We start from the raw sequence: 21,591 nt of genomic DNA, 5'->3' as shown, positions 1-21,591 counted from the left end.
ATGGTGCATGAAAAATGTGTGCAATGTTTCATCATCTAGAAAGGAGCACAATCTATATTAGTCACCTACACTACATTGCACTGCAGAGTAAAATATGTAAATTTTTTCTGTCAAAACGTCATTTTATTGAAGCGTCCAAATTAAAAGGGTCATACCAATATTCTCTTTTCAGAGAGGGGAACATTCATGAGTCAAGAACAATATTTGAAAAAGAAAATGGGGTTTTGGTCACTTACAACATTATCTCTAGGGGGAATAATAGGATCTAGTTGGCTCTTTGGACCATGGGTAGCTGCTAAATTAGCAGGCCCGGCAGCCATACTTTCTTGGATTATTGGTGCGTTTGTTATCACACTCATAGCGCTTGTTTATGCTGAATTAGGAAGAGTAAAACCTGAAACAGGAGGCCTAGCAAGATATCCGCTTTATTCTCACGGAAAAATGCTTGCTACCGTTACTAGTTATTCAATCTGGTTTGGCTATTGTGCTACAGCTCCCGTAGAATCATCAGGTGTTATTCAATATGCCAATCAGTTTTGGCCAGGGTTATATGATGTAGGAAAAGAACAACTGACAACATCAGGTATTCTTGCAGCGATGGTTTTAATGATATTCTTTGTTGTTTTCAATTATTTTGGGGTGAAATTATTCGCAGTCACGAACAATATCATTACAACAATTAAGTTTATAGTCCCTGTACTAACAATCATTGCATTTTTTATGACAGGCTTTCATCCAGAGAATTTTTCAAGCCAAGGATTTGCACCAAATGGCTATAGCGCTGGTTTAAGTGCCATTTTAACAACCGGAATATTTTTTGCTTATACTGGGTTTGGTAACGTCATCATGATGAGTGGGGAAGTCGTCAACCCTAGAAGAAATATTCCACTTGCCCTCATTACATCATTAGGTGTTGCGGCAGTATTATATGTGTTACTTCAAATTACATTTATCGGCGCAGTTCCAACAGAAATGTTAGCGAATGGTTGGAGTGGCATTAAATTTGATTCACCATTTGCTAATTTAGCCATGATGGCTAATATGGTTTGGCTATCTTGGATTATTACAGCTGATGCGATGGTTTCGCCAACAGGTTCAGCTCTTACTTATACAGCTGGTACGTCAAGACATGTATTTGGTATGGCGAAAAGTGGATTCCTACCATCTTATTTTGGAACAATTAATAAAAAATTCGGTGTTCCAACACGTGCACTGGCACTCAATTTCCTAGTAGGATTATTATTTTTATTCCCACTGAAAAGCTGGACAGCTATCGTTGCGATTGTAGGAGCTATCGGTATTTTTAAATATGCTTCAGCATGTGTAACGGTTATGGTTTTCCGTAGAGTAGGTCTGACAAAAAATAATGGGCTACCTGGTATGCAATTCATTGCGCCAATGGCATTCGTTTTTGCCACACTGCTTATTTATTGGACAAATTGGAGTAAGGTACAGCTAGCCATTACTGGATTAATAATAGGTATTGTTTGTTATTTAGTAATTTTCTTTATTCAAAAACACCAATCAGTTGAATTTTTTGGTGGTATCTACATTATTATTTATATTTTAATGCTTGTATTGATGTCTTTCTTAGGGAATTTCGGTGGGAAAGGTATCATTCCTGACCCTTATATGTCCGTAATTGTCGCTATATTTGGCTTAGCCTTTTACTATTTTGCTGTTTACAATGGTGTCTGGTATATGCGTAAAAGAGGAAATATTGAGGAATTACAGGAAAGCATTTCTGAAATATCATAACGTTTAATAGATTGATTGAAGGAGAATGAATGATGAAGCTTTGGGGCGGTCGCTTTAGAAAAGAAGAAAACAAATTAATGGAAGATTTCAATAGTTCATTAAAGGTGGATCAAAGACTTTACAAAGAAGATATTAAAGGCAGTATTGCCCATGTCCATATGCTAGTACAATGCAATTTATTGACTGAGAGGGAAGGACAAGATATTGAGAATGCACTTCTTTCCATTTTAGAGGATATTGATAATGGCACATTACAAATTGAAGGAAATTATGAAGATATTCATAGTTTCGTAGAGTCGAATTTGACTCAACGGATCGGTGACACAGGGAAAAAACTTCATACAGCGAGAAGTCGTAATGACCAAGTAGCAACAGATATTAGACTTTATGCAAAAAACAAGGCGTTTGAGGTGATTGCCTCAATTGAAGCGTTACAACAGAGCTTAGAACAAAAAGCAAAAGACAATAACGTTATGATGCCAGGATACACACATCTTCAACGTGCGCAGGTTGTAACGTTTCAACATCATTTGATGGCTTATTATCATATGTTAAACCGCGATAAAAAAAGAATTGTGAAAGCGATAGAAATTATGAACGAAAGCCCGCTTGGATGTGGAGCATTAGCAGGAACTACTCATGCGATTAACCGTGAGATGACAGCTAATGAGCTAGGCTTCTCTAAGCCTGTAGATAATTTCTTAGATGGCGTAAGTGATCGCGACTATTTATTAGAGTTAATGTCAGATTTTTCAATCATTATGATGCATTTAAGTAGATTAAGTGAAGAGCTCATTTTGTGGAGTAGTCAAGAGTTTAGATTTATTACGATTGATGATGCCTATTCTACTGGCAGCAGTATTATGCCACAGAAGAAAAACCCTGATGCCGCTGAGCTGATACGAGGCAAAACAGGACGTGTATATGGTTCACTGACTTCACTCTTAACAACAATGAAGGGCTTACCACTTGCTTACAATAAAGATATGCAAGAAGATAAGGAGCCATTTTTCGATGCATTGGACACCGTATTATCTTGTCTACAAATTATGTCAAAAATGATTGCTACGATGAAGGTGAACAGTGAAAACATGAAAAAAGCAGTCAAAGGAGGTTTTCTGAATGCAACAGAGGTCGCTGATTATTTAGTGAGCAAAGGCGTTGCGTTCAGAGATGCACACAGCATCGTGGGTTCTATCGTTATTTATTGTGAAGATCATGACAAAGCCATTGAAGATTTAACAATGGATGAATTGAAAGAATTAAGTTCGTTCATCGATGACGATATCTATGACTATATTGACTATCAAAATATTTTAAATAAGGGGATTAAAGTAGGTTTATTATGATAATGAAGCAGGGAAAACGACTTTGTTGAAATGCATGACGGGCTTCTAGGGTGGAAAAAAGGCAAGGCATTCATTGAGGATGTACCACTTAAGCAATGGAAACGAATCGGTTACGTCCCACAAGCTCATAAAAGGTAGCAGAAATTGAAGACAAACACATTGTTCAATTATAAAAATGTGTTTGTCTTTTTATCTATTTTTCTATTTTTAAATTAAAATTCAAAAAATCTACAGTCTGAGGTTGAGAAATTAAATTGTTCACACCATATCTTCTACATTTAAATATTTTGTTTCACAGTAATAGCCTTTGCCGCCAACATAAACTTTTTCTATTTCATTCTTGCTATTGGTTGCTAATTTAACTAATATTTCGGAAGGAGAGTGTAAAGAATAACCTTGTTCAAATATATAGACTTCCTTTTGTAAGTGGTGCTGTTCATAAAGGTAGCAAGCTAATGCACCGTTAGAAGTTCCAGTCGCTGCTTCTTCATTGATGTCGTATAGTGGAGCAAAATTTCTACATATTATTCGATTGTCATTAAACGTATACAGATGCGTCCCAACAACATGATAATACTCGCTGATTTCTTTTATTTTTTCAAAATTAGGTTGCAGTGCATGTAATTGTGTTTCGCTTGTTATCGGAATTAAAATATCTTTTAAGCCAGTGGAAACAATTTGTATTGGGTATTTATTGTCTATATCTTTAATGTCAAAACAATCGATAAAGTCGTTTGGAGAAATAATATCATAGAATATCGGTTTGTTTTGTTCCATGAAAATGATGTCATCTTTTATGGTAATAGTAAGAACACCGCTGTTTGTTTCAATCGTATAGCGATCCTTGAAAAGTTTATTTAAATGCATCAGTATCGTGAAAGCGCCAATTGTGGCATGACCACATAAATCAACCTCTTCTTTTGGTGTAAAATACTCTAATTTATAATCAGCCATTTCAGATGCTGATATAAATGCGGTTTCCGCATAGCCCAATTCTTTAGCTATCGCCATTTTTTGAGTAGTGGTCAATGTATCCTCATTAAATACCACTCCTGCTTTATTCCCGCCTTGATGATCCTTGCTAAATGCACTTGCAACATAAACAGATATTTTCATAAAACATCTTCCTTCCTCATTTATAGTGAATTGTAGCATAAAAAGAACTACGTAAAAATGTTGTTGGGTAAATTTGCTAAAAAGCAAGAGACAAACTATTTTAGCATCTGACATTTTCAAAAATAGAATGTCTACTGTTTGAAACACGGTTTAAAGACGCCTTACTTCATCTACTAGGAAGAACGCGAATAGTAGCTGATTCCATCTTTGTTTTAACCTTTAACGTCAGCACCATGATAATGATGATGATGATGATGATGAATAAGGTGATAAGGGCAACGTCAAATGTATTCGTCATATCTTTGATGACACCAACAAGCATAGGAATGATGCCGCTAATGATATAGCCACCGAATTGAATCATCGCTGTCCATTCACTTGCCTCTTTTGGTGTCGTCGTAGCATCTAAAGGTAAAATCATTGCTAATGGGAACAAACCACCAGCACCGATCCCTGTTAACGTCGCACAGAAAATGGGCGAGATGCCGCCCAGAATTAACATCAAAATGCCAATAAAGGAGCTTGAAGCACACAGTAGCATCCAAGGCTTTCTCTTCATGCTGTTATTAATGATAATGGGAATAATAAAGCTACAAATCATTTGCATGACAGAAAAAATAGTGACCGTTGTTGCGGCGTAGGCATCACTATATCCCATATCCTGTACTTTTGGAGCGAGCCATGTCGCGAGGGAATAATAAACGCCAGATTGTAAACCGAACATGACCATAAGGAGCCAAACATATCGGTTTCCCCAAGGTAGTCGACTTTTTTGACCTGTAGATTTCTCTAATGACTCTTGAGAATGCTTGGATTTTTTGATAATTGGAATCCAAACAATAATACCCATAAAAGCAAATACCGACCATATTGCTAAAGCTGCGTTCCATGATTGATGAAAAGCATGCATAGCAGGCACAACTAAGCCAGCACTTAATGACGCTCCAATTCCCATACCCGCAGAATATACACCGATCATCGTAGAAGAATATTTAGGAAATTCCTTTTTGATATAGCCTGAAATCAGTGGACCTGTAATAGCAATACCTATCCCACTAAGAATAGCTGTTACTAATAAAAATAAAGGAAAAGTTGCCACTAACCGTAAAGCTGTTGATACACCAATTAATAAAACGGATAGCCCAATCGTCCATTCGATACCCCATCGTTCACTTAGCTTGCCAGCCAATGGTGCAAAAATCCCCATACAAAATACGGGAAGTGCTGTTAATAAACTTACAACAACACTTGTCATCTGCAAATCCATTTGAATATTTTTCAATACCGGCGAGATAGATGTGATCGAAGCTCGTAAATTCATAGATAGTATAAACAAAGAAAAAACGCTCCAAATAATCGGAAAGTTTTTTGATTTCGCCATCACTGAAAACACCTCTTTTAGTTATTATTTGATATACTATAGTTAACTTTTAAATTAAAAAAATAAACTATAATTAATCGACTTGTATACTATAATATACTATTTATACAAAGTCAATGGGAGGGGTGCGCAGAATGCAGGAGGAAAATATCGACTTATCTGGACAAGTTGGAGGAAATTTACGGGAAATTAGAAAAAGCAAAAGGATGAGTTTAGAGGAGCTGGCGAATGTCAGCAATGTTAGTAAATTGACGTTAGGGAAAATTGAACGAGGGGAAACGAATCCGACTGTCAATATTCTTTGGAAAATTTGTAGAGGGCTTAATATTCCGCTTGTCGCTTTACTATCTTTTGAAGAAAATATAGAGGTTCATCGTTTTGGCTCAGACTACCAATTCGCAGGTCATAATAACGACTGGTTTGTCGATCCATTATTCAAAACAAATGGAACTGAGTGGTTTAGAGGTCGTCTTGAACCGAATAGTGAATACAGCGAGTGTCACCTAGCAGGTTCCGAGGAAATTGTGCTTGTATTAAATGGGCAATTGGAGCTAAAGGTCGGAGAGAAAACCCATCAGCTAAACCAATGGGATGTCATTAAATTCAAGGGTGAAGAACTTCACACGTATATCAATCACTCGGATGAAAAAGTACATTTAATGCTGTCATTAACATATACAACCCCATGATTGTTCAACAATAATCAAGCAGAAGTTGATCCTATTTTGGGGAGGAAAAAATAATTCTGATTATCGATTTCATCATTGTTTATTATTTTCATGAATATCAATAAAAGCTTGTAAAGGATGTGCTACACGCCAATCATTTAAACGAGGAAATCGTTAAAATTGGCGTTATAAAAATAAACATTGATAAAGGCAATCCTATATTTATCCCATTCAACCAATCTCACAATGATTACTTGATATCACAATGAATGAAAGCGTGGACTCTTACTTTGATGGTGAAAATTTCAAAGAATTGTTGTTTATCCTCATTGTCTTTTGACTATATATCATGCGTTTCCATACAAAAATCGTCCTTACTAAGTTAAGTAAGGACGATTTTTTTCTATTTAGATATAACCCCAAATCATACATAATAATGTTCCGAAAATGGTCACGAGCGCAATAATTAAGCCATAATAAATATTGGTATAGATGGCTGGTTTATCATTTGTTTCACCAGCATGCATAAAGACAACTAACTGCAAGCCTGCCTGAATAAATGCTGTGACTAATAAAATAGTCATAGTAATCGGAAAAGATAGATTGAAAAAATATACACATGCCGCAATGATCGTAAGGATTATGGACACACCAAACCCCATGACTTGTTTCATCGGGAATAAATCACTCATGTTACACCATTCCTTTCAAGTAAATGAAGCTGAAAATAAAAATCCAGACCACATCTAAAAAGTGCCAGTATAAAGAGAAGATAAACGATTTATTGGCTGTTTCTGGTGTTAAACCACGTTGGATGAGCTGATAGACGATGAACATTCCCCAAAATACCCCAAAGGTAACGTGTGCACCATGTGTTCCTAATGTTGTTAAAAGGGCAGCCGTAAAGGCACTCGTCTGTAAGCTCGCACCAACATGAATATAGTGCATAAACTCGTAAACTTCAAAACTAATAAATACGACACCGAGTACTAATGTCAAAACATAAAACCAAATCATTGCTTTCGTATAGCCCTTACGCATAGCATGTATACCTAAGCCAATGGTAAAGCTACTTGTTAAAAGAATAAACGTTTCAAATAAAACAGGTGTAATTTCAAAAATCTCCGCTCCTGTTGGACCATTCCCAGTACGGTCTACTAAAACAAAATAACCTGCGAATAATGTGCCGAAAAGCATAATTTCAGCACCAATAAACACCCAGAAGCCTAATATATTCAATTGATTTTGCTGAGTACTATATTCTAAAGGAAGTGATTGATCGATTTTCATAATTGACTACCTCGCAATTTCGATTCCGTTGCTTTCACTTTTTCGACAGGTACATAGTGTCCTGGATCTTTTTCCAATGAACGGTGAGCCATGCAGATAAAAATACCAATGGTTGTGAGAATTGTTGGTATCCACATACCAAAAACAAAGGAGAAGCCCCATGCAAAGAAAATACAGCCTAATATGAAAGGTACACCGCTATTATTCGGCATATGAATCTTTTCATATGGCTCTGGGAACAGTTCATGCTGATGATATTTTGCATCCCATAACGCTTCTGTTGAAATCACGTGTGGAACCTTGGCAAAATTATAATAAGGCACAGGGCTTGGTGTAGCCCACTCTAATGTGCGAGCGTCCCATGGATCCGACCCAACATTCCTTGGTGAATAACGAATACTGTAAATAACATTGTAAACAATTAAGATAAAACCAATTGTTAAGCCAATTGCACCGATAAACGAAATCATATTCCACAGCCCAAAACCAGTAGAGGCAGAATAAGTGTACATACGGCGTGCTTGTCCATCTAAGCCAGAGACAAACATTGGCATAAAGGCTAGCAGCGTACTGACGGCAATAATCCAAGCCGTCCACTTGCCGATTTTTTCATTCAACATAAAGCCAAACATTTTTGGCCAATAGTAGTGTAAGCCAGCTAGCATAGCAAAGACAACACCAGGAATAATCACCATATGGAAGTGGGCAACCAAGAACATTGTGTTATGGTATTGATAGTCAGCGGCTGACATGCCAAGCATTACACCCGTTACGCCACCTATTGTAAAGGTAGGAATAAATAACATGGAGTAAAGCATTGGCGTTGTAAAAACAATTTTTCCTTTCCAAAGGGTGAATAACCAGTTAAAAATTTTAACCCCAGTTGGGACGGCAATAGCCATCGTTGTAATCGAGAAAATACTATTTGTTAAAGCACCTTGTCCCATCGTAAAGAAATGATGTGTCCATACTAAAAACGAAAGGAAGGAAATGATTACCATGGAGCCGACCATTGATTTATAGCCATAGAGATTGCGTCCTGAAAAAGTAGAAATAATCTCACTGTAGATCCCAAACGCAGGTAAAATCAGGATATAAACCTCAGGATGCCCCCAGACCCAGAAAAAGTTTGCCCACAGCATATCCATACCACCATCGGATGTTGTGAAAAAATTAGTAGCAAATAGACGGTCAAAAGTTCCCATCGTTAAAGCTACCGTTAAAACTGGAAAAGCAAAAACGATAATCACGTTTGCTACTAATGAAGACCACGTAAACATCGGCATTTTCATAAGTGTCATGCCTGGTGCTCTCATTTTAAGTATCGTCACAATCATATTAATACCAGTAATTAATGTGCCAAGACCTGAAATCTGTAAGGCAAATAAATAATAGTTTGTTCCTACAGATTGGCTAAATTCATTATTTGCTAGAGGGAAATAATTCGTCCAGCCAGCATCAGGGGAGCCACCTATAACAAAGGATATATTTAGTAGCATGGCCCCCATGAAAAATAGCCAAAAGCTTAATGCATTCAATCGCGGGAAAGCAACGTCTCTTGCACCGATTTGTAAGGGCACAATATAATTCATAAAGGCCATAATAAAAGGCATGGCCATAAAAATAATCATGACTGTTCCATGTGTTGTGAAGATTTCATTATAATGCTGCGCATCAAGTAATGTATTGTCAGGTACAGCCATTTGGGCGCGCATCATAATCGCATCTGCTCCACCACGGAAAAGCATCAGAAGGGCAGAAATTAGATACATAATACCAATACGTTTATGATCAACCGTTGTTAACCATTCACGCCAAAGGTAGCCCCATTTTTTAAAGTAGGTTAAGCCAACTATAATTGCTATCACCGCCAGTCCAATCGCAACCATCGATGCATAGATAGCTGGGCTTGGATGGGGTATAGCAAATCGTTCGAAGTACTCCATATGACTATGTCTCCTTTTAATTAATGATCGTTTTGTTGAGAAGCATGATCTTTAATGTGTGATGTACCATGCTGATGTCCACCATTCTCACCCTCAGGGGCTGGCAGGAATGTTAAATGTGTACCAGTGTAGGTTGATTGGCCAACGTGTCCTGGTTCTAGCAACGTATTAAATTTTTCTTCTGTTAATGGTTCAGCTGTTGCTTTTACTTCCTTCACCCAATCATCAAACTCATCCTGAGTCACTGCTGTTACGTTAAACGTATTTTCAGCGAACCCTTTACCATTAAAGTTTGCATTTCTCCCCATATACTCCCCAGGTAGATCCGCAGCCAGATGCAATGTATTCACCATATCGGCCATTGCATATTTTTGACCACCCAGTTGAGGAATCCAGAAACTTGTAATTGGTCCATAAGAATAAAGTTTAAATTCGATAGGACGCTCTGCAGGAATATACAAATAATTCACCGTTTCAATATCTTCCTCTGGATAGCTAAAATGCCATTTCCAGTTCGATGTTGAAGCATAAATGATTAACGGCTCTTCCTGTTTGTATTTCTCTGGTGTAGATTCCACCTTATAGTTACTTTCAACAGAAATAAAGGATAGGTACGCTACAATTAAAACGGGTATACCTACACAAATGATTTCCACCTTTGTACTCCCTTTAATGTGGGGAGGCTTATAGTCAGGGCTTTGCTTAGATGCACGAAATTTCACTAACATATAAGCTAACAACACAAAAACAATGAGTACGATAAAGGACATAATCCCTATCGAAAGCATAATATCTTTGGCTTGCACTTGAGCTTGAGGTCCTTTTGGATCTAATACTAACAATGGGTCACAGCCTGTTAGCATAGTGACAATAGTGGAAAGACCAATTAATCTGAGCCAACTTTTTTTCATAAACAAACCCCTTTAACTGTTTCATTGAAGTGCTATAGGCTACTACGGGTTTGTATGGAATTCGATTCACAATTGATTTTTATAATAGGGGGACTTCTTTTGAAAGACAAGGCGTTTTCCAAGATAACACAGAATGTTCTCAAACGAGAAAAATAATTTCAGTATAATTTTATAGAGGGAAATGCGCATCAAATAAGGGCTTTTATCAAAAAAAATGGATTGAAATTGAAAGTGGATGGTGAAATTAATAAGGAAATGGATGGTTAGTTTCAAATATTGTTATAGTATGATTGTCTTTTTAGCTTATTTACTAGAGCTAAGAAAGGATAAGGCATAACTGAGGTGAGTAAACATGGATTGGAAACCTGATCGAACAGTAAAAAAAGCGATTTATAAGCAGCTCGCAGAATACATTGAAAAGGGGATTGCAGATGGGACATTCCCACCCGATAAACCCTTACCATCTGAGCGCTATTTAGCAAACGCTTTGAGTGTAAACAGAAGTACGGTAGTTAATGCATACGATGAATTGGAAGCAATGGGGCTGATTGAACGAAATCGTGGAAGTGGCACAACCATTAGCAAAGACATCTGGGGCATTACGAGGAAACGAATTCCTAGCTGGAATCGCTATATTGAGGCAGGTTCCTTTTTACCGAACCTTCCTGTTACCCAAAAAATTAGAAAAGAGGCTATTGAACATAAATTAATTAATCTAGCTACTGGCGAATTATCCGAGGATCTTTTTCCCAAAAGCGCCTTGAGAGAAATTACCGCAACGCGTTCATTTATCGGTAGCCTTGGGTATGACCATCCTTTAGGGAGTGACATATTACGGACAACTCTTTCACGGCATATTAAAAAAAGCAGAGGAATTGAGACAAAGCCTTCCTCCATACTGATTACTTCAGGAGCACAGCAAGCCCTACATTTGATTGTCCAATGCCTGTTAAAGCCTGGAGATGCAGTCGCCATAGAAGATCCTTCTTACAACTTTAATCTGCCTATATTTAAAACAGCAGGCTTACAAATCCATTATCTTCCTGTCAATAAGGATGGCATTAACCCGGATGATTTGCAAGTATTATATAAAAAACATCGAATTAAAATGATTTTTCTAAATCCTGATTTTCATAATCCTACGGGATCTTCCTTAGATTTAAAGAAAAGAGAAGCTATTCTAGACATATCCTCTAAACTAGGTATACCAGTAGTAGAAGATGACCCCTATAGCCTAACAGCTTTTTCGGGGGATAAAATGCCTACGCTTAAATCGCTCGATAAGAACGGGAATGTTTTATATATTAGCTCTTTGTCCAAAATTGTAGCCTCAGGCTTACGAATAGGATGGATTGTTGGTCCTACATCTGTAATCGAACGACTATCCGATGCCAAGCAACAAATTGACTTTGGGCATTCTAGTTTCACGCAATGGATTGCCAATGATTTTTTAGAATCCCCTAATTTTAATTTGCATATTAAGCATTTAGTGAAGGAATTAGAAACACGACGAGATACCATTGTACAGAGCCTCGATATGTATTTAAAGGACGAAGTGACGTTTTCCATTCCTCAAGGTGGGATACATTTATGGTGTCATGTTCTCAAGGAATATAACGAAACGCAATTACTTGAGGAATCCATTAAGCGAGGCGTCATTTATGTTCCTGGATCTACGATGGGCTCCAAAAAGGGTTTTGTACGCTTCACTTATGCGAGGGAGGATGTTCATTCAATCAATGAGGGGATTAAAAGGTTTGCACAAGCTCTAAATAGCTTCTAGTAATTTTGTAAATTATAGCCAAGTGGATGGCTAAGAAAGTGCTTAAGTGGATGGTTTAAATTCGCTAGAAAGTATTTAAGATAGAGTCATGGATAACAACTATCCATTAAGGCTAACTACTATCATGGCAGTGTGGATGGATTCACAATTATTCACACAAGTAATGAAATTTTTTATGATCTGGAAGGTGATAGGACAAACCTGTTAGTAGCAAGAGAAAGATATCAGTGAAGAGGTAGTTCACTTGATTCGCTATAAAAATAGGCAAACACTTTAATCAAGAGATTTAAAAAATTCACAACAAGTATCGTTGGTTTTCTCAGTTTTACCTGTTCAAACAGTCTCAATCGTTAGCTTTAGGCTGCTGATGAGAAAACATCAAGGCAGTCACACCTTATTATATTTTAATTCCCACAAAGGTATAGTGGGGAAATAGGCACCCCTTCTATACGGACACTTAAATCTTAGTTAAAAAAACACCATCCAGCCACTTAGTCTCGATATTCAATCGATGCTAGGTGGCTGCTTTTTTTCATTAAAAGTAGTTGAGTAGTGCAAGAAGACAATTTGGTGGAGCTATCATTAGTGTTTTGCATAATCGCCGCTACACTTACAAGAAGCCGCCACTACATTATGAATTAACACTAGGGAAGGATTATTTAAAAAATAACGACAACAAAAAAAGCCGCATTCCTGTAGTTCAGGGATCGACTTTTTGGGAAAAAATTTATGAGAAATACATTGAAATATGTATAGTCTTGTGATAAATTTATAGAGATAGACACTGTATAATTATTATACCGCGTATTATCCCTATTTTAATTATACAATACAATCTATTGTGTCGTCAACAATTTTAATTTAAATTTTTTGAGGGGTGGTTGCGATGAAATCAGCAGGGGCAAAACAGCAGATTGGGGGAACAAACACACGAAGAAGCTCCATTGTTTGAGACAATCAAATGGCTTCCTAAAGATGTGAATGAAATTGAAAAAGATAAAGAAAGTAGGACTGATACTATATGTCAGAGAAAACCATTTCAGTTGAGACAAAAGCGCCTTATGGCATGATTGCCATTTTATTTATCGGGGCCTTTGTTGCTATTTTAAATGAGACCTTACTCAACATTGCACTACCAGCCATTATGGACGAATTCGATGTGAAAGCCACTGCAGTACAATGGCTTTCTACAGGCTATATGCTAATTAACGGTATTTTAATTCCTGCCAGTGCATTCTTCATTCAACGCTTTACAGATAAAAAATTATTTATTACAGCGATGGCTCTGTTTACATTAGGTACATTTCTAGCTAGTATTGCACCTGCATTTGGTGTGTTATTAGCAGCACGTATGATCCAAGCTGCAGGCTCAGCAATCATGATGCCTTTATTAATGAATGTGATGCTAACTGCATTTCCAGTTGAAAAGCGAGGAGCTGCAATGGGGATGTTCGGTCTTGTCATGATTACAGCTCCAGCGATCGGGCCGACGCTTTCTGGTTGGATAATCGAGCATTATAGCTGGAGAATGTTATTTGATCTTGTGCTACCAATTGCCATTTTAACTTTAATTTTTGCAGCCTTTAAATTAAAGGATGTGACACCACAACGTGCCATTAAGCTCGATGTAATTTCTCTTATTCTATCAAGCATTGGATTTGGCGGCTTGCTTTATGGCTTTAGTTCCGCAGGTGAAAAAGGATGGGATCATATCCTTGTATATGGAACTATTATTATTGGGACGATTGCTTTAATTACGTTTACCCTTCGTCAGCTACGAATGGATGAGCCCATGCTTGAGTTTCGGATTTTCAAATATCCAATGTTTGCCTTATCCTCAGCCATCTCCATCGTTATTTCGGTGGCGATGTTCTCGGCTATGATTTTAATGCCTATTTACGTACAAACCATTCGTGGTATTTCCCCAATGGATTCAGGTCTACTCATGCTGCCTGGTGCCATTGTGATGGGCATTATGTCTCCGATTACAGGGAAGCTCTTTGATAAATACGGGGCAAGAAGCTTGGCTGTATTTGGCTTGATCATTACCATTGTTACGACATATTACTTCAGTAAAATTAGTATGGATACAGCTTATTCTACATTGGTGCTGCTGTATACATTACGTATGTTTGGGATGTCTATGGTAATGATGCCCGTGATGACAAATGGTTTAAATCAGCTACCAGCACACAATAATCCACACGGTACAGCTATGAACAACACATTACAACAGGTTTCTGGTGCGATTGGTTCTGCGGTGCTGATTACGATTATGAACAATAAAACAACTGCCAAGGCAGAGGAACTGGCTGCAGGTGCGATGAACAATATGAGTGCCAATGCAGCACAGGCTACGACACAGTCTGCCAGCGAAGTAAAACAGCAAATCTTAAACGAAGCCATGCTGCATGGCATCAATTATACGTTCTTCCTTTCCACATTGATTGCGGCCATCGCACTCATACTTGCCTTCTTTATAAAGCGAGTTAAGCCTAACTATGATAATCACTCAGGTGGGGAAGTTGCTGGAAAACAGGTAGAGGAATAATAGTAGACGGGTGTTGCTTCAGTTTAGCAACGCCCGTTTTTTCTTAAGACATTTTATATAGAGGTGGGGAAACCTAGTAAGAATAAAAAAAGGCATTCCATCCATAGATGAAATACCTTTTCTAGTAGTTATTGAGCTAATCGTTGGATAAAGGCTTCTAATTGGACCAATGTGACATTGTCGTTCACACCGAATGTGCCGTCACCTTTACCTACGGTTACTTTATTCGAAGCAAGGATCCCTACATAATGATTTGCCCAATGTGAGCCTGGAACATCAATAAATTGTTCAGCTGTTCCTTGCTGTGTTAAATGAAATGCTTCCACTAAGACTTTAGATAGTTGTCCACGTGTCATTGGAGAACCAGGATTGAACTTTCCATTATCATCACCCGTAAAAACGCCAATTTTTTTAAGTGCCTCTGCAGCACCTGCATATTTAGACGAAGGCAAAATATCTGGGAAACTTGAATTCGTATTACTCGTATCTAAATGTAATTTATTAGCTAATCGAAGAGCTACCTCTCCACGCGATGCATATATGCTAAAGTCAATTTCCGCATCTTTTACTTCTCCATAATCAGAGAAGTTGGCAATACGTTTTGCTCCTACATAACGTGAACCCCAATAGTATGGGTCATTCACTGTATCTACCTTAACCCCAGAACTTGTAGTAGCTGAGATAAAATTATTGTCACCTATGTATATACCAACGTGTGAAACACCGCTTCCAGATGTATTAAAAAATACGAGATCACCCGTTTTTAAATTGTCTTTTGCGATCGAAGTACCTTGTTGGTATTGAGCTTTAGATGTACGCTCTAATGAAATGCCTAGCTTAGAAAAAACTAACTGTGTATATGCTGAGCAATCCACACCTGTCTTAATATCCGTTCCTCCATATTTATAAGGAGCTCCTATATATGCTTTGGCTGTATTTGTTATATCTGCTATTGTTGCCGCTTTCGCATCATGAATACCCATACCTGTAAAGAACATAAACGATGCGAAAATGGGTAGTAACCATTTTTTCTTCAAATCAATCTTACTCCTCTCAAAAAGCTTTCGCCTTTGAACTAAAGTAAGAATAGCATGAAATAGGGCAGAGTTATTTTTCAATAATATTACCAATTACCCCTAATCACCAAAATTGAAACCTTAATTTTAATTGTGTAAAACTTTTGCAATAATAATGGGTAATTTTACTAAAAATATATGAAATTAATGGATTTATAGGGACATAAGTGTTAATTTAAACGTTTTATCCAATTGAAAAATCGTTATTGTAATAGTGGCTTTCCAGCATAACGGTTATTTAAACATTATTATTTTTAGGTGATACTACGTTATGACACTAAGGATAGTGGTAGAAAATTCTGCTTTTATGTAGCTCCCGTAACTGCAAAGTCGTTTACTGTTAGATAGGAAAAGTTAGCCTTAATTTATGTTTTTGAGCAATGGATACGTTAAACTATATAAAATAAGTAGGTTCAACATGAAGAAATACAGCTGCGAGCTAATGAAATAATAAGGAAACATAAATCGAATGAATACTAAAGGAGAAGGAGGTATTCCATTGCAGCAAATTTTTAATGAATTAATAAAACAGGACATCAAGCCATTTCTAATCAAGCTAGGCTTTAAAAAGAAAGGATTGAATTTCTATCGAACAACTGAAAACCTTATCTATCTGATCAATTTCCAAAAATCCTCTGGTAATACAGCCGACACTATGATGTTTTATGTGAACTGTGGGATATATGCGGCAGAGCTAGCACGGCTACAATCAAGAGAAATGGTGACAGCACCCAAAGAAGCAGAATGTCACTTCCGAGCAAGGATTAACTCCATTGTCGAAGATGCACCTGATCGATTTTCCATCACAGCCACTACAAATTTGGACGAAATAACAAAATTATTGCTGCTGGGGTTAGAGGAGGTTCATAATTTCTATGAAACGATGACTTCTGCAAGATCCATTGTTGATTATTATATAGCAGGGCCATTTTTGCACTTGGGCGAAGAAAGTTTTCATTTGTTATTACAAGCCAATGATGTAACAACAGCAAAGCTCTATTATAATGCATTGCAGAAGAAGCATGGAACCGAACAGAGGTGGTCCATTTTTCAAAATAAATACCAAGCCATTTTCAATCAATACGGTGTGGAATTTGGGGGAAATTAGTCATCAAAACCAGAGCTCATTCTTGAACGAGAATCTGGTTTTATATTTTAGGAGTTGTTCAGTATATTATCTAGTATTCTTCCAGTTATCGGCATAAAAAAATGGAGGATATAGCCACCTAAGCAAACTGTTAATAATGTACCGACACCGATGGGGCCATTAAAAATGATAGCTAACATTAAAAATAAAATATAAATAAGGGTTCTTGAGAAGAAAACCGTTTTTCTTGTTAATTCTTTGATGATCAAAGTAAGTCGATCTACAGGAATTGGTGCAAAATTTGTATGTAAATAAGTTGCCGTTCCTAACCCAACTACAACTAATCCAGTGGTAAAACAGACAGCTTGGCTAAACCAAAGATCTGGGGACACTATATCATGTAATAAAAATAACCACATATCAATCCCTATGCCAGTGATCAATGCAGTAACCAAACCTAAAATTTCAGGTCTTTGTCTAGCTAATAGGGAATTACTACCTATTAATAGGAGAGCTAAGATGATTTCCCAACTACCTACAGTTAGCCCCACATTTTTAGATAATCCTACTAGAAGCGCATCGAAAGGTGATGTGCCGAGTTTAGATTGAATCGTGAGCGAAATACCTAGCGTTAAAATTAAAATGCCCACTACATAAAAGACATATTTCAACTAAAAGACCTCCCCCTACTATTTTTTATTGCAAATACAACAAAATTGCGTTAAATTGACTATATACTCTTTTTATTGCATTTGCAATATAAAATCCAGAAAGAGTTTACAACAAAGGAGTGGAATCAATGTCAGTTAAATTAGAGAAGTGTGAGCACGCAGATTTAAAACAGCTTCAAGCAATAAGTATTGAAACATTTAATGATACATTTAAAGACCAGAACTCCCCTGAAAATATGAAGGCTTATTTAGAGCGTGCCTTTCATAAGCAACAGCTAGAGAAGGAATTGGCCAATTTGGATTCAGCATTCTATTTTATCTATTATGAGGAAGAAATAGCTGGTTATTTAAAAGTAAATGTCAACGAAGCACAATCCGAACTAATGGGGAATGAGTCATTAGAGGTGGAGAGAATTTATGTTCGACATCAATATCAAGGAAAAGGGCTTGGCAAATACCTTATGAATAAAGCAATAGAGGAGGCTATGGCACAAAACAAAAAAAGCATTTGGCTAGGGGTTTGGGAGAAAAATGACAGTGCCATCGGTTTCTATCAGAAAATAGGCTTTGTCCAAACAGGCGCCCATTCATTTTATATGGGTGATGAAGAACAAATTGATCTTATCATGACGAAAACACTTGCCTAAATTTTATGGCAGAAACGTTGATTCACAACATTTCTGCCTGCTATTTTAATGGCTTCTATTTTTCTTCATCGCCTCAGCCAACGCATCAGCATGTGGATTTTCCTCTTTATAAAGTTCCTTTATTATATTGGCGTAATCACTAGCATTTCGATTTTGACTTAATTTATAGGCTGCCTGCACTTCTTTCACCTTTATTTTAAACCCTTTTATTCCTTTCATTTCTTGCTGCAAAAGCTCAGGAGATAGTTTATCCCACAACACAGGATTTTCACGGAATGACTCATATTTTTCAAGTAAGCTAGTCAAATCTTGTTCTAAATCCATTCCTTCAATCAGACTTGCCTTTCCATATACATGGACAGCTTGATAATTCCAGGTTGGCACATTTTCATGCTCATACCACGAAGAAGAGATATAGGCATGTGGACCATTAAATATCACGAGAATGTCTTGTACTTCCTCAAAGGTCTTCCATAAAGGGTTACCATAGGCTAAGTGACCTGTCAGATAATAGTCATCCTCGATTTTTTTCAGCAACACGGGTATATGGGCTGCAATAGGCTTACCTTTTCGAATTGAAACGATTGTTGCGAAGGAATTATGTTGAATAAATTCTTTGATTTCTTCTAAATCCGATACTTTGTAATACTTAGGAACATACATGGAAACCTCTCCTTATACATAAAATCATCGTGAGTTTTTTGAATAAACAAATAATTATGTAGGCACATCTTTACATTTTCTACTCAACGATGTAGATTTTATTATAATCAATCACTGGCACCTCATAAAAGTGCCAACAACGCTATTTCTAAAGGAGCCAAGAATCATGCTCGAAATGACACCAAACCTGAATAATGAGGAGCCACTTTACCTTCAATTATATAACTATATAAAAGCAGAAATTCAAAACGGAAAGATAAGGGCTCAAAGCAAATTGCCGTCTCAGCGTAGTCTAGCTAAACATTTACAGATTAGTCGCAACACTGTAGATGCAGCTTATCAGCAGCTCCTTGCAGAGGGCTATGTGATAAGTAAAGAGCGAGATGGACTATATGTGGTTGATCTTGAAAAAGGTTATTTTCAAGGAGGCCCTCATCATTTTGAACCACAATTAGCGACTCAGCAGAAACAAGAACGACCAGCAATTAAGTACGATTTCAATTATGGAGATATTAATTTAAAAGATTTTCCCTTTAAAATATGGCGTAAATTATCAATGCAGAGCCTTGATGAAGAACAGGCTCAACTCCTTTTATATGGAGATCCACAGGGAGAGCTGGAATTAAGAAATTATATGGCAAGCTATCTTTATGAATCAAGAGGGGTGCAATGCAGTGCAGAGCAAATCGTTATAGGAGCAGGCTTGCAGTTTCTTCTTGGTATCGTATGTAACCTAATTGGACGGAATGAGCTTTTTGCTATGGAAGATCCAGGTTATTATCGCGTTCGTTACTTGTTTAAAGATAATGGTATAAAGGTGAAACCAATCCCACTTGACGAGCATGGTATTCATATCGATCCGTTAAGAAACAATAACATCAAGGCTGTTTATGTCACACCCTCCCATCAATTTCCCCTTGGAACGGTTATGCCTATCTCAAGAAGATTAGCATTACTAGAGTGGGCTAAGGAAGAAGATGCTTATATCATCGAGGATGATTATGATGGGGAATTTCGATATGCTGGAAAACCGATTCCTGCACTACAGGGATTAGATTCAAGTGATCGCGTCATCTATATGGGCACCTTTTCAAAATCTTTGATTCCAGCCATTAAGCTAAGCTATATGATATTACCTAGAAAATTAATGGATTTATTTCATCAAAACAATTACTATGTTCAAACTGTGTCTAGACTCCATCAGCATACGTTACAGCTATTTATAGAGAGTGGGCATTGGGAGAGACATTTGAATAAAACACGAAATAGTTATAAGCGAAGATATGAGGCATTACTAAAGTCCATTCAACAAACGTTCGGGGAAAATGGGAAAATTTATGGAGCCAGCAGTGGCTTACATATTTTACTTGAACCAAATAATAAGATGACTGAAGAGGAATTGATTGATACAGCAAAAATGGCTGGTGTTAAGGTCTACCCAACATCTATTTTTTATGCAAATCCCTTGGTTGTTCAGCCTGCAAAGGTATTACTTGGATTTGCTAATCTAGCGGAAGATGAGATTGACACAGGCATTAAGCTATTAAACAATGCTTGGTTTAAAAGTTCTACTATGACGTGAATCTCTTTCAAAGTTCTATTTCCACATTTCTTGTATATACATAATAGAGATAAGTGGGAGGGGATTTTTATGCAATTTTACTATGGCCATCAAATGCCATTACGTGTATTAGATGAAGCTGAATTTTGGAAACATCAAGAAGAGGAGCATACAGTAGTAATAAGAGAGCTTGTGAAAGATTTGGAGCAGCAATATGTCGATGCGTTAAAGGAATGGGAAAAAGCTTTTGCTCAAACACATCAGCAAGTTGTAAGATATATAGAAACCGTCAATCGTTCCCAGGGACAAGTTTCTCCAGCTCTGTTTCAGGATATGTTACAGCTTACTTCCTTCTGTTTGCAACAGAGTGATCAATTTATCCAGTTTTGCCGAACGCTTATGCAAGAAAGTCAACCGATAAGCGCAAATCCTACAGCTAAAGTTGTATTAAATCATATCATTGTAGAATCCGAATATTTTATCGGAATTGCCCAAACCATTTTATATCAACAGAAATACTAGGTCTAGCGTCTGGAAAATGGAGTTTGGAGAAAAAACACTTGCCACACTCCATTTTTTGGACGTTTTCACCATCACAATATTAACTATTCGGAATTTTCTCTTTATATTTAAAGGAAAGGAGACTTAAAGAATAATTTTTAAGTGTATCTGCGTGAACAAAGTCATTTAGAATACTTTCAATTGAATGACAATGTTGATTGATTAAATTAATTTCTTCTATATAATTTGAATCAATCAATACTTCTTTTAATGTTTTAAACACTACTTTCTGCTCGTTAAATAAATAAACCAGTTCAAACCTAGTGTTCAATATTAGAGTGGTAATCTCAGGGAAAATAATTCGATCCTTTAGTACTTCAAGAATGGAATTCACGGATTTTACTCCATCAATAGTTTGTAAAGATGAAAAAACACCATTTAATAACTCTTCAAAATCAACCTTCATCAAAATCCTCCATCAATCAAAATCCTTTCTGATAATAACATTTTTTTAGAAAAATTTTAATGATTAATATTTCCCTTCAATAATGTGGAAAGTCTATTTAGACAATAGTAATTTATTGAAAACAATTCACTTCACATGTTTCCAGAGGCTAATAAAAATTTTTAAT

19 protein-coding genes and 1 pseudogene are annotated in these 21,591 nt (G+C 36.9%); 10 read left to right on the top strand and 10 right to left on the bottom strand.

The genetic code is table 11. The features are described 5' to 3' along the window. The first annotated feature begins 186 nt into the window (after nt 1–186). The 3 genes and pseudogenes from EW028_RS05835 to EW028_RS26045 form a co-directional block, all read left to right on the top strand. Entirely contained in the window at nt 187–1,758 is a 1,572-nt protein-coding gene (locus EW028_RS05835; RefSeq protein WP_048392799.1) for an APC family permease, read from the top strand. A gap of 32 nt (nt 1,759–1,790) precedes the next feature. Beyond that, nucleotides 1,791–3,107, top strand: coding sequence for an argininosuccinate lyase (argH, locus tag EW028_RS05830; RefSeq protein WP_131520402.1), 1,317 nt, complete (start codon nt 1,791–1,793; stop codon nt 3,105–3,107). A gap of 1 nt (nt 3,108) precedes the next feature. Further along, nucleotides 3,109–3,239 (top strand): annotated as a pseudogene (locus EW028_RS26045) (ABC transporter ATP-binding protein); the annotation flags it as partial. Nucleotides 3,240–3,365: 126 nt separating this feature from the next. Here EW028_RS26045 and EW028_RS05825 read toward each other — a convergent pair. Together EW028_RS05825 and EW028_RS05820 are read right to left on the bottom strand one after the other, a co-directional pair. Continuing rightward, nucleotides 3,366–4,223 carry a PhzF family phenazine biosynthesis protein gene (locus tag EW028_RS05825; protein ID WP_066036764.1) on the bottom strand — a complete coding sequence of 286 codons (858 nt, stop codon included), beginning with the start codon at nt 4,221–4,223 and terminating at the stop codon, nt 3,366–3,368. Nucleotides 4,224–4,389: 166 nt separating this feature from the next. Beyond that, nucleotides 4,390–5,604 carry an MFS transporter gene (locus tag EW028_RS05820; protein WP_131520224.1) on the bottom strand — a complete coding sequence of 405 codons (1,215 nt, stop codon included), beginning with the start codon at nt 5,602–5,604 and terminating at the stop codon, nt 4,390–4,392. 134 nt (nt 5,605–5,738) lie between these two features. Here EW028_RS05820 and EW028_RS05815 point away from each other — a divergent pair, with 134 nt between their 5' ends. Continuing rightward, nucleotides 5,739–6,293, top strand: coding sequence for a helix-turn-helix domain-containing protein (locus EW028_RS05815; protein ID WP_131520223.1), 555 nt, complete (start codon nt 5,739–5,741; stop codon nt 6,291–6,293). A 386-nt stretch (nt 6,294–6,679) separates the two neighbouring features. Here the strand turns inward: EW028_RS05815 and qoxD are convergent, their stop codons facing one another. Genes qoxD through qoxA form a run of 4 tightly spaced genes read right to left on the bottom strand, consistent with a single transcriptional unit; the run spans nt 6,680 to nt 10,419 of the window. After that, nucleotides 6,680–6,964 (bottom strand): cytochrome aa3 quinol oxidase subunit IV, encoded by a 285-nt coding sequence (qoxD, locus tag EW028_RS05810; protein WP_036079092.1) that lies wholly within the window; start codon nt 6,962–6,964, stop codon nt 6,680–6,682. Between the two features lies 1 nt (nt 6,965). Beyond that, on the bottom strand, nt 6,966–7,562 hold the full coding sequence (qoxC, locus tag EW028_RS05805) for a cytochrome aa3 quinol oxidase subunit III (protein ID WP_036079094.1): 597 nt from the start codon (nt 7,560–7,562) through the stop codon (nt 6,966–6,968). Next, on the bottom strand, nt 7,559–9,508 hold the full coding sequence (qoxB, locus tag EW028_RS05800) for a cytochrome aa3 quinol oxidase subunit I (protein ID WP_131520222.1): 1,950 nt from the start codon (nt 9,506–9,508) through the stop codon (nt 7,559–7,561). Before qoxB ends, qoxC begins: the two co-directional genes overlap by 4 nt. Nucleotides 9,509–9,528: 20 nt before the next feature. Then, complete coding sequence (gene qoxA, locus EW028_RS05795) at nt 9,529–10,419, bottom strand: cytochrome aa3 quinol oxidase subunit II (protein WP_054550145.1); 891 nt, start codon at nt 10,417–10,419, stop codon at nt 9,529–9,531. Between the two features lie 352 nt (nt 10,420–10,771). Between qoxA and pdxR (EW028_RS05790) the strand changes: the two genes are divergently transcribed. Beyond that, nucleotides 10,772–12,202 (top strand): MocR-like pyridoxine biosynthesis transcription factor PdxR, encoded by a 1,431-nt coding sequence (gene pdxR / locus EW028_RS05790; protein WP_054550146.1) that lies wholly within the window; start codon nt 10,772–10,774, stop codon nt 12,200–12,202. Between the two features lie 1,021 nt (nt 12,203–13,223). Further along, on the top strand, nt 13,224–14,753 hold the full coding sequence (locus EW028_RS05785) for a DHA2 family efflux MFS transporter permease subunit (RefSeq protein WP_048392785.1): 1,530 nt from the start codon (nt 13,224–13,226) through the stop codon (nt 14,751–14,753). 128 nt (nt 14,754–14,881) lie between these two features. On the opposite strand, the gene EW028_RS05780 is transcribed toward EW028_RS05785, so the two are convergent. After that, nucleotides 14,882–15,790, bottom strand: a complete 909-nt coding sequence (locus tag EW028_RS05780) for a C40 family peptidase (RefSeq protein WP_131520221.1) — start codon at nt 15,788–15,790, stop codon at nt 14,882–14,884. 538 nt (nt 15,791–16,328) lie between these two features. Between EW028_RS05780 and EW028_RS05775 the strand changes: the two genes are divergently transcribed. Next, on the top strand, nt 16,329–16,937 hold the full coding sequence (locus EW028_RS05775; protein ID WP_131520220.1) for a DUF4304 domain-containing protein: 609 nt from the start codon (nt 16,329–16,331) through the stop codon (nt 16,935–16,937). A 47-nt stretch (nt 16,938–16,984) separates the two neighbouring features. Here EW028_RS05775 and EW028_RS05770 read toward each other — a convergent pair whose 3' ends face one another. Then, complete coding sequence (locus EW028_RS05770) at nt 16,985–17,587, bottom strand: YczE/YyaS/YitT family protein (RefSeq protein WP_131520219.1); 603 nt, start codon at nt 17,585–17,587, stop codon at nt 16,985–16,987. Nucleotides 17,588–17,715: 128 nt separating this feature from the next. On the opposite strand from EW028_RS05770, the gene paiA reads away from it, so the two are divergent. Continuing rightward, complete coding sequence (gene paiA, locus EW028_RS05765; protein ID WP_131520218.1) at nt 17,716–18,234, top strand: spermidine/spermine N(1)-acetyltransferase; 519 nt, start codon at nt 17,716–17,718, stop codon at nt 18,232–18,234. Between the two features lie 45 nt (nt 18,235–18,279). On the opposite strand, the gene EW028_RS05760 is transcribed toward paiA, so the two are convergent. After that, nucleotides 18,280–18,897: an FMN-binding negative transcriptional regulator gene (locus EW028_RS05760; RefSeq protein WP_131520217.1), complete on the bottom strand. Its 618-nt coding sequence runs from the start codon at nt 18,895–18,897 to the stop codon at nt 18,280–18,282. Nucleotides 18,898–19,063: 166 nt separating this feature from the next. Here EW028_RS05760 and pdxR (EW028_RS05755) point away from each other — a divergent pair, with 166 nt between their 5' ends. Then, nucleotides 19,064–20,479 (top strand): MocR-like pyridoxine biosynthesis transcription factor PdxR, encoded by a 1,416-nt coding sequence (gene pdxR, locus EW028_RS05755; protein ID WP_131520216.1) that lies wholly within the window; start codon nt 19,064–19,066, stop codon nt 20,477–20,479. A 69-nt stretch (nt 20,480–20,548) separates the two neighbouring features. Beyond that, nucleotides 20,549–20,980, top strand: coding sequence for a DUF2935 domain-containing protein (locus EW028_RS05750; RefSeq protein ID WP_131520215.1), 432 nt, complete (start codon nt 20,549–20,551; stop codon nt 20,978–20,980). A 79-nt stretch (nt 20,981–21,059) separates the two neighbouring features. Here EW028_RS05750 and EW028_RS05745 read toward each other — a convergent pair whose 3' ends face one another. Then, nucleotides 21,060–21,425 carry a hypothetical protein gene (locus EW028_RS05745; protein ID WP_131520214.1) on the bottom strand — a complete coding sequence of 122 codons (366 nt, stop codon included), beginning with the start codon at nt 21,423–21,425 and terminating at the stop codon, nt 21,060–21,062. Nucleotides 21,426–21,591: the final 166 nt, after the last annotated feature.

Origin of the sequence: Lysinibacillus sp. OL1 (genome assembly GCF_004332175.1) — a bacterium.
GTDB lineage: Bacteria > Bacillota > Bacilli > Bacillales_A > Planococcaceae > Lysinibacillus > Lysinibacillus capsici.
This window is presented reverse-complemented; position numbering and strand designations above follow the sequence as displayed.

What these genes read in the sequence shown, in the direction of transcription:
- EW028_RS05760 (WP_131520217.1), bottom strand. Translation starts at nt 18,897, where the DNA reads ATGTATGTTCCTAAGTATTACAAAGTATCGGATTTAGAAGAAATCAAA.
- qoxA (WP_054550145.1), bottom strand. Translation starts at nt 10,419, where the DNA reads ATGAAAAAAAGTTGGCTCAGATTAATTGGTCTTTCCACTATTGTCACT.
- EW028_RS05835 (WP_048392799.1), top strand. Translation starts at nt 187, where the DNA reads ATGAGTCAAGAACAATATTTGAAAAAGAAAATGGGGTTTTGGTCACTT.
- paiA (WP_131520218.1), top strand. Translation starts at nt 17,716, where the DNA reads ATGTCAGTTAAATTAGAGAAGTGTGAGCACGCAGATTTAAAACAGCTT.
- pdxR (WP_131520216.1), top strand. Translation starts at nt 19,064, where the DNA reads ATGCTCGAAATGACACCAAACCTGAATAATGAGGAGCCACTTTACCTT.
- EW028_RS05820 (WP_131520224.1), bottom strand. Translation starts at nt 5,604, where the DNA reads ATGGCGAAATCAAAAAACTTTCCGATTATTTGGAGCGTTTTTTCTTTG.
- argH (WP_131520402.1), top strand. Translation starts at nt 1,791, where the DNA reads ATGAAGCTTTGGGGCGGTCGCTTTAGAAAAGAAGAAAACAAATTAATG.
- EW028_RS05815 (WP_131520223.1), top strand. Translation starts at nt 5,739, where the DNA reads ATGCAGGAGGAAAATATCGACTTATCTGGACAAGTTGGAGGAAATTTA.
- qoxB (WP_131520222.1), bottom strand. Translation starts at nt 9,508, where the DNA reads ATGGAGTACTTCGAACGATTTGCTATACCCCATCCAAGCCCAGCTATC.
- qoxC (WP_036079094.1), bottom strand. Translation starts at nt 7,562, where the DNA reads ATGAAAATCGATCAATCACTTCCTTTAGAATATAGTACTCAGCAAAAT.
- EW028_RS05750 (WP_131520215.1), top strand. Translation starts at nt 20,549, where the DNA reads ATGCAATTTTACTATGGCCATCAAATGCCATTACGTGTATTAGATGAA.
- EW028_RS05745 (WP_131520214.1), bottom strand. Translation starts at nt 21,425, where the DNA reads ATGAAGGTTGATTTTGAAGAGTTATTAAATGGTGTTTTTTCATCTTTA.
- EW028_RS05785 (WP_048392785.1), top strand. Translation starts at nt 13,224, where the DNA reads ATGTCAGAGAAAACCATTTCAGTTGAGACAAAAGCGCCTTATGGCATG.
- pdxR (WP_054550146.1), top strand. Translation starts at nt 10,772, where the DNA reads ATGGATTGGAAACCTGATCGAACAGTAAAAAAAGCGATTTATAAGCAG.
- qoxD (WP_036079092.1), bottom strand. Translation starts at nt 6,964, where the DNA reads ATGAGTGATTTATTCCCGATGAAACAAGTCATGGGGTTTGGTGTGTCC.
- EW028_RS05825 (WP_066036764.1), bottom strand. Translation starts at nt 4,223, where the DNA reads ATGAAAATATCTGTTTATGTTGCAAGTGCATTTAGCAAGGATCATCAA.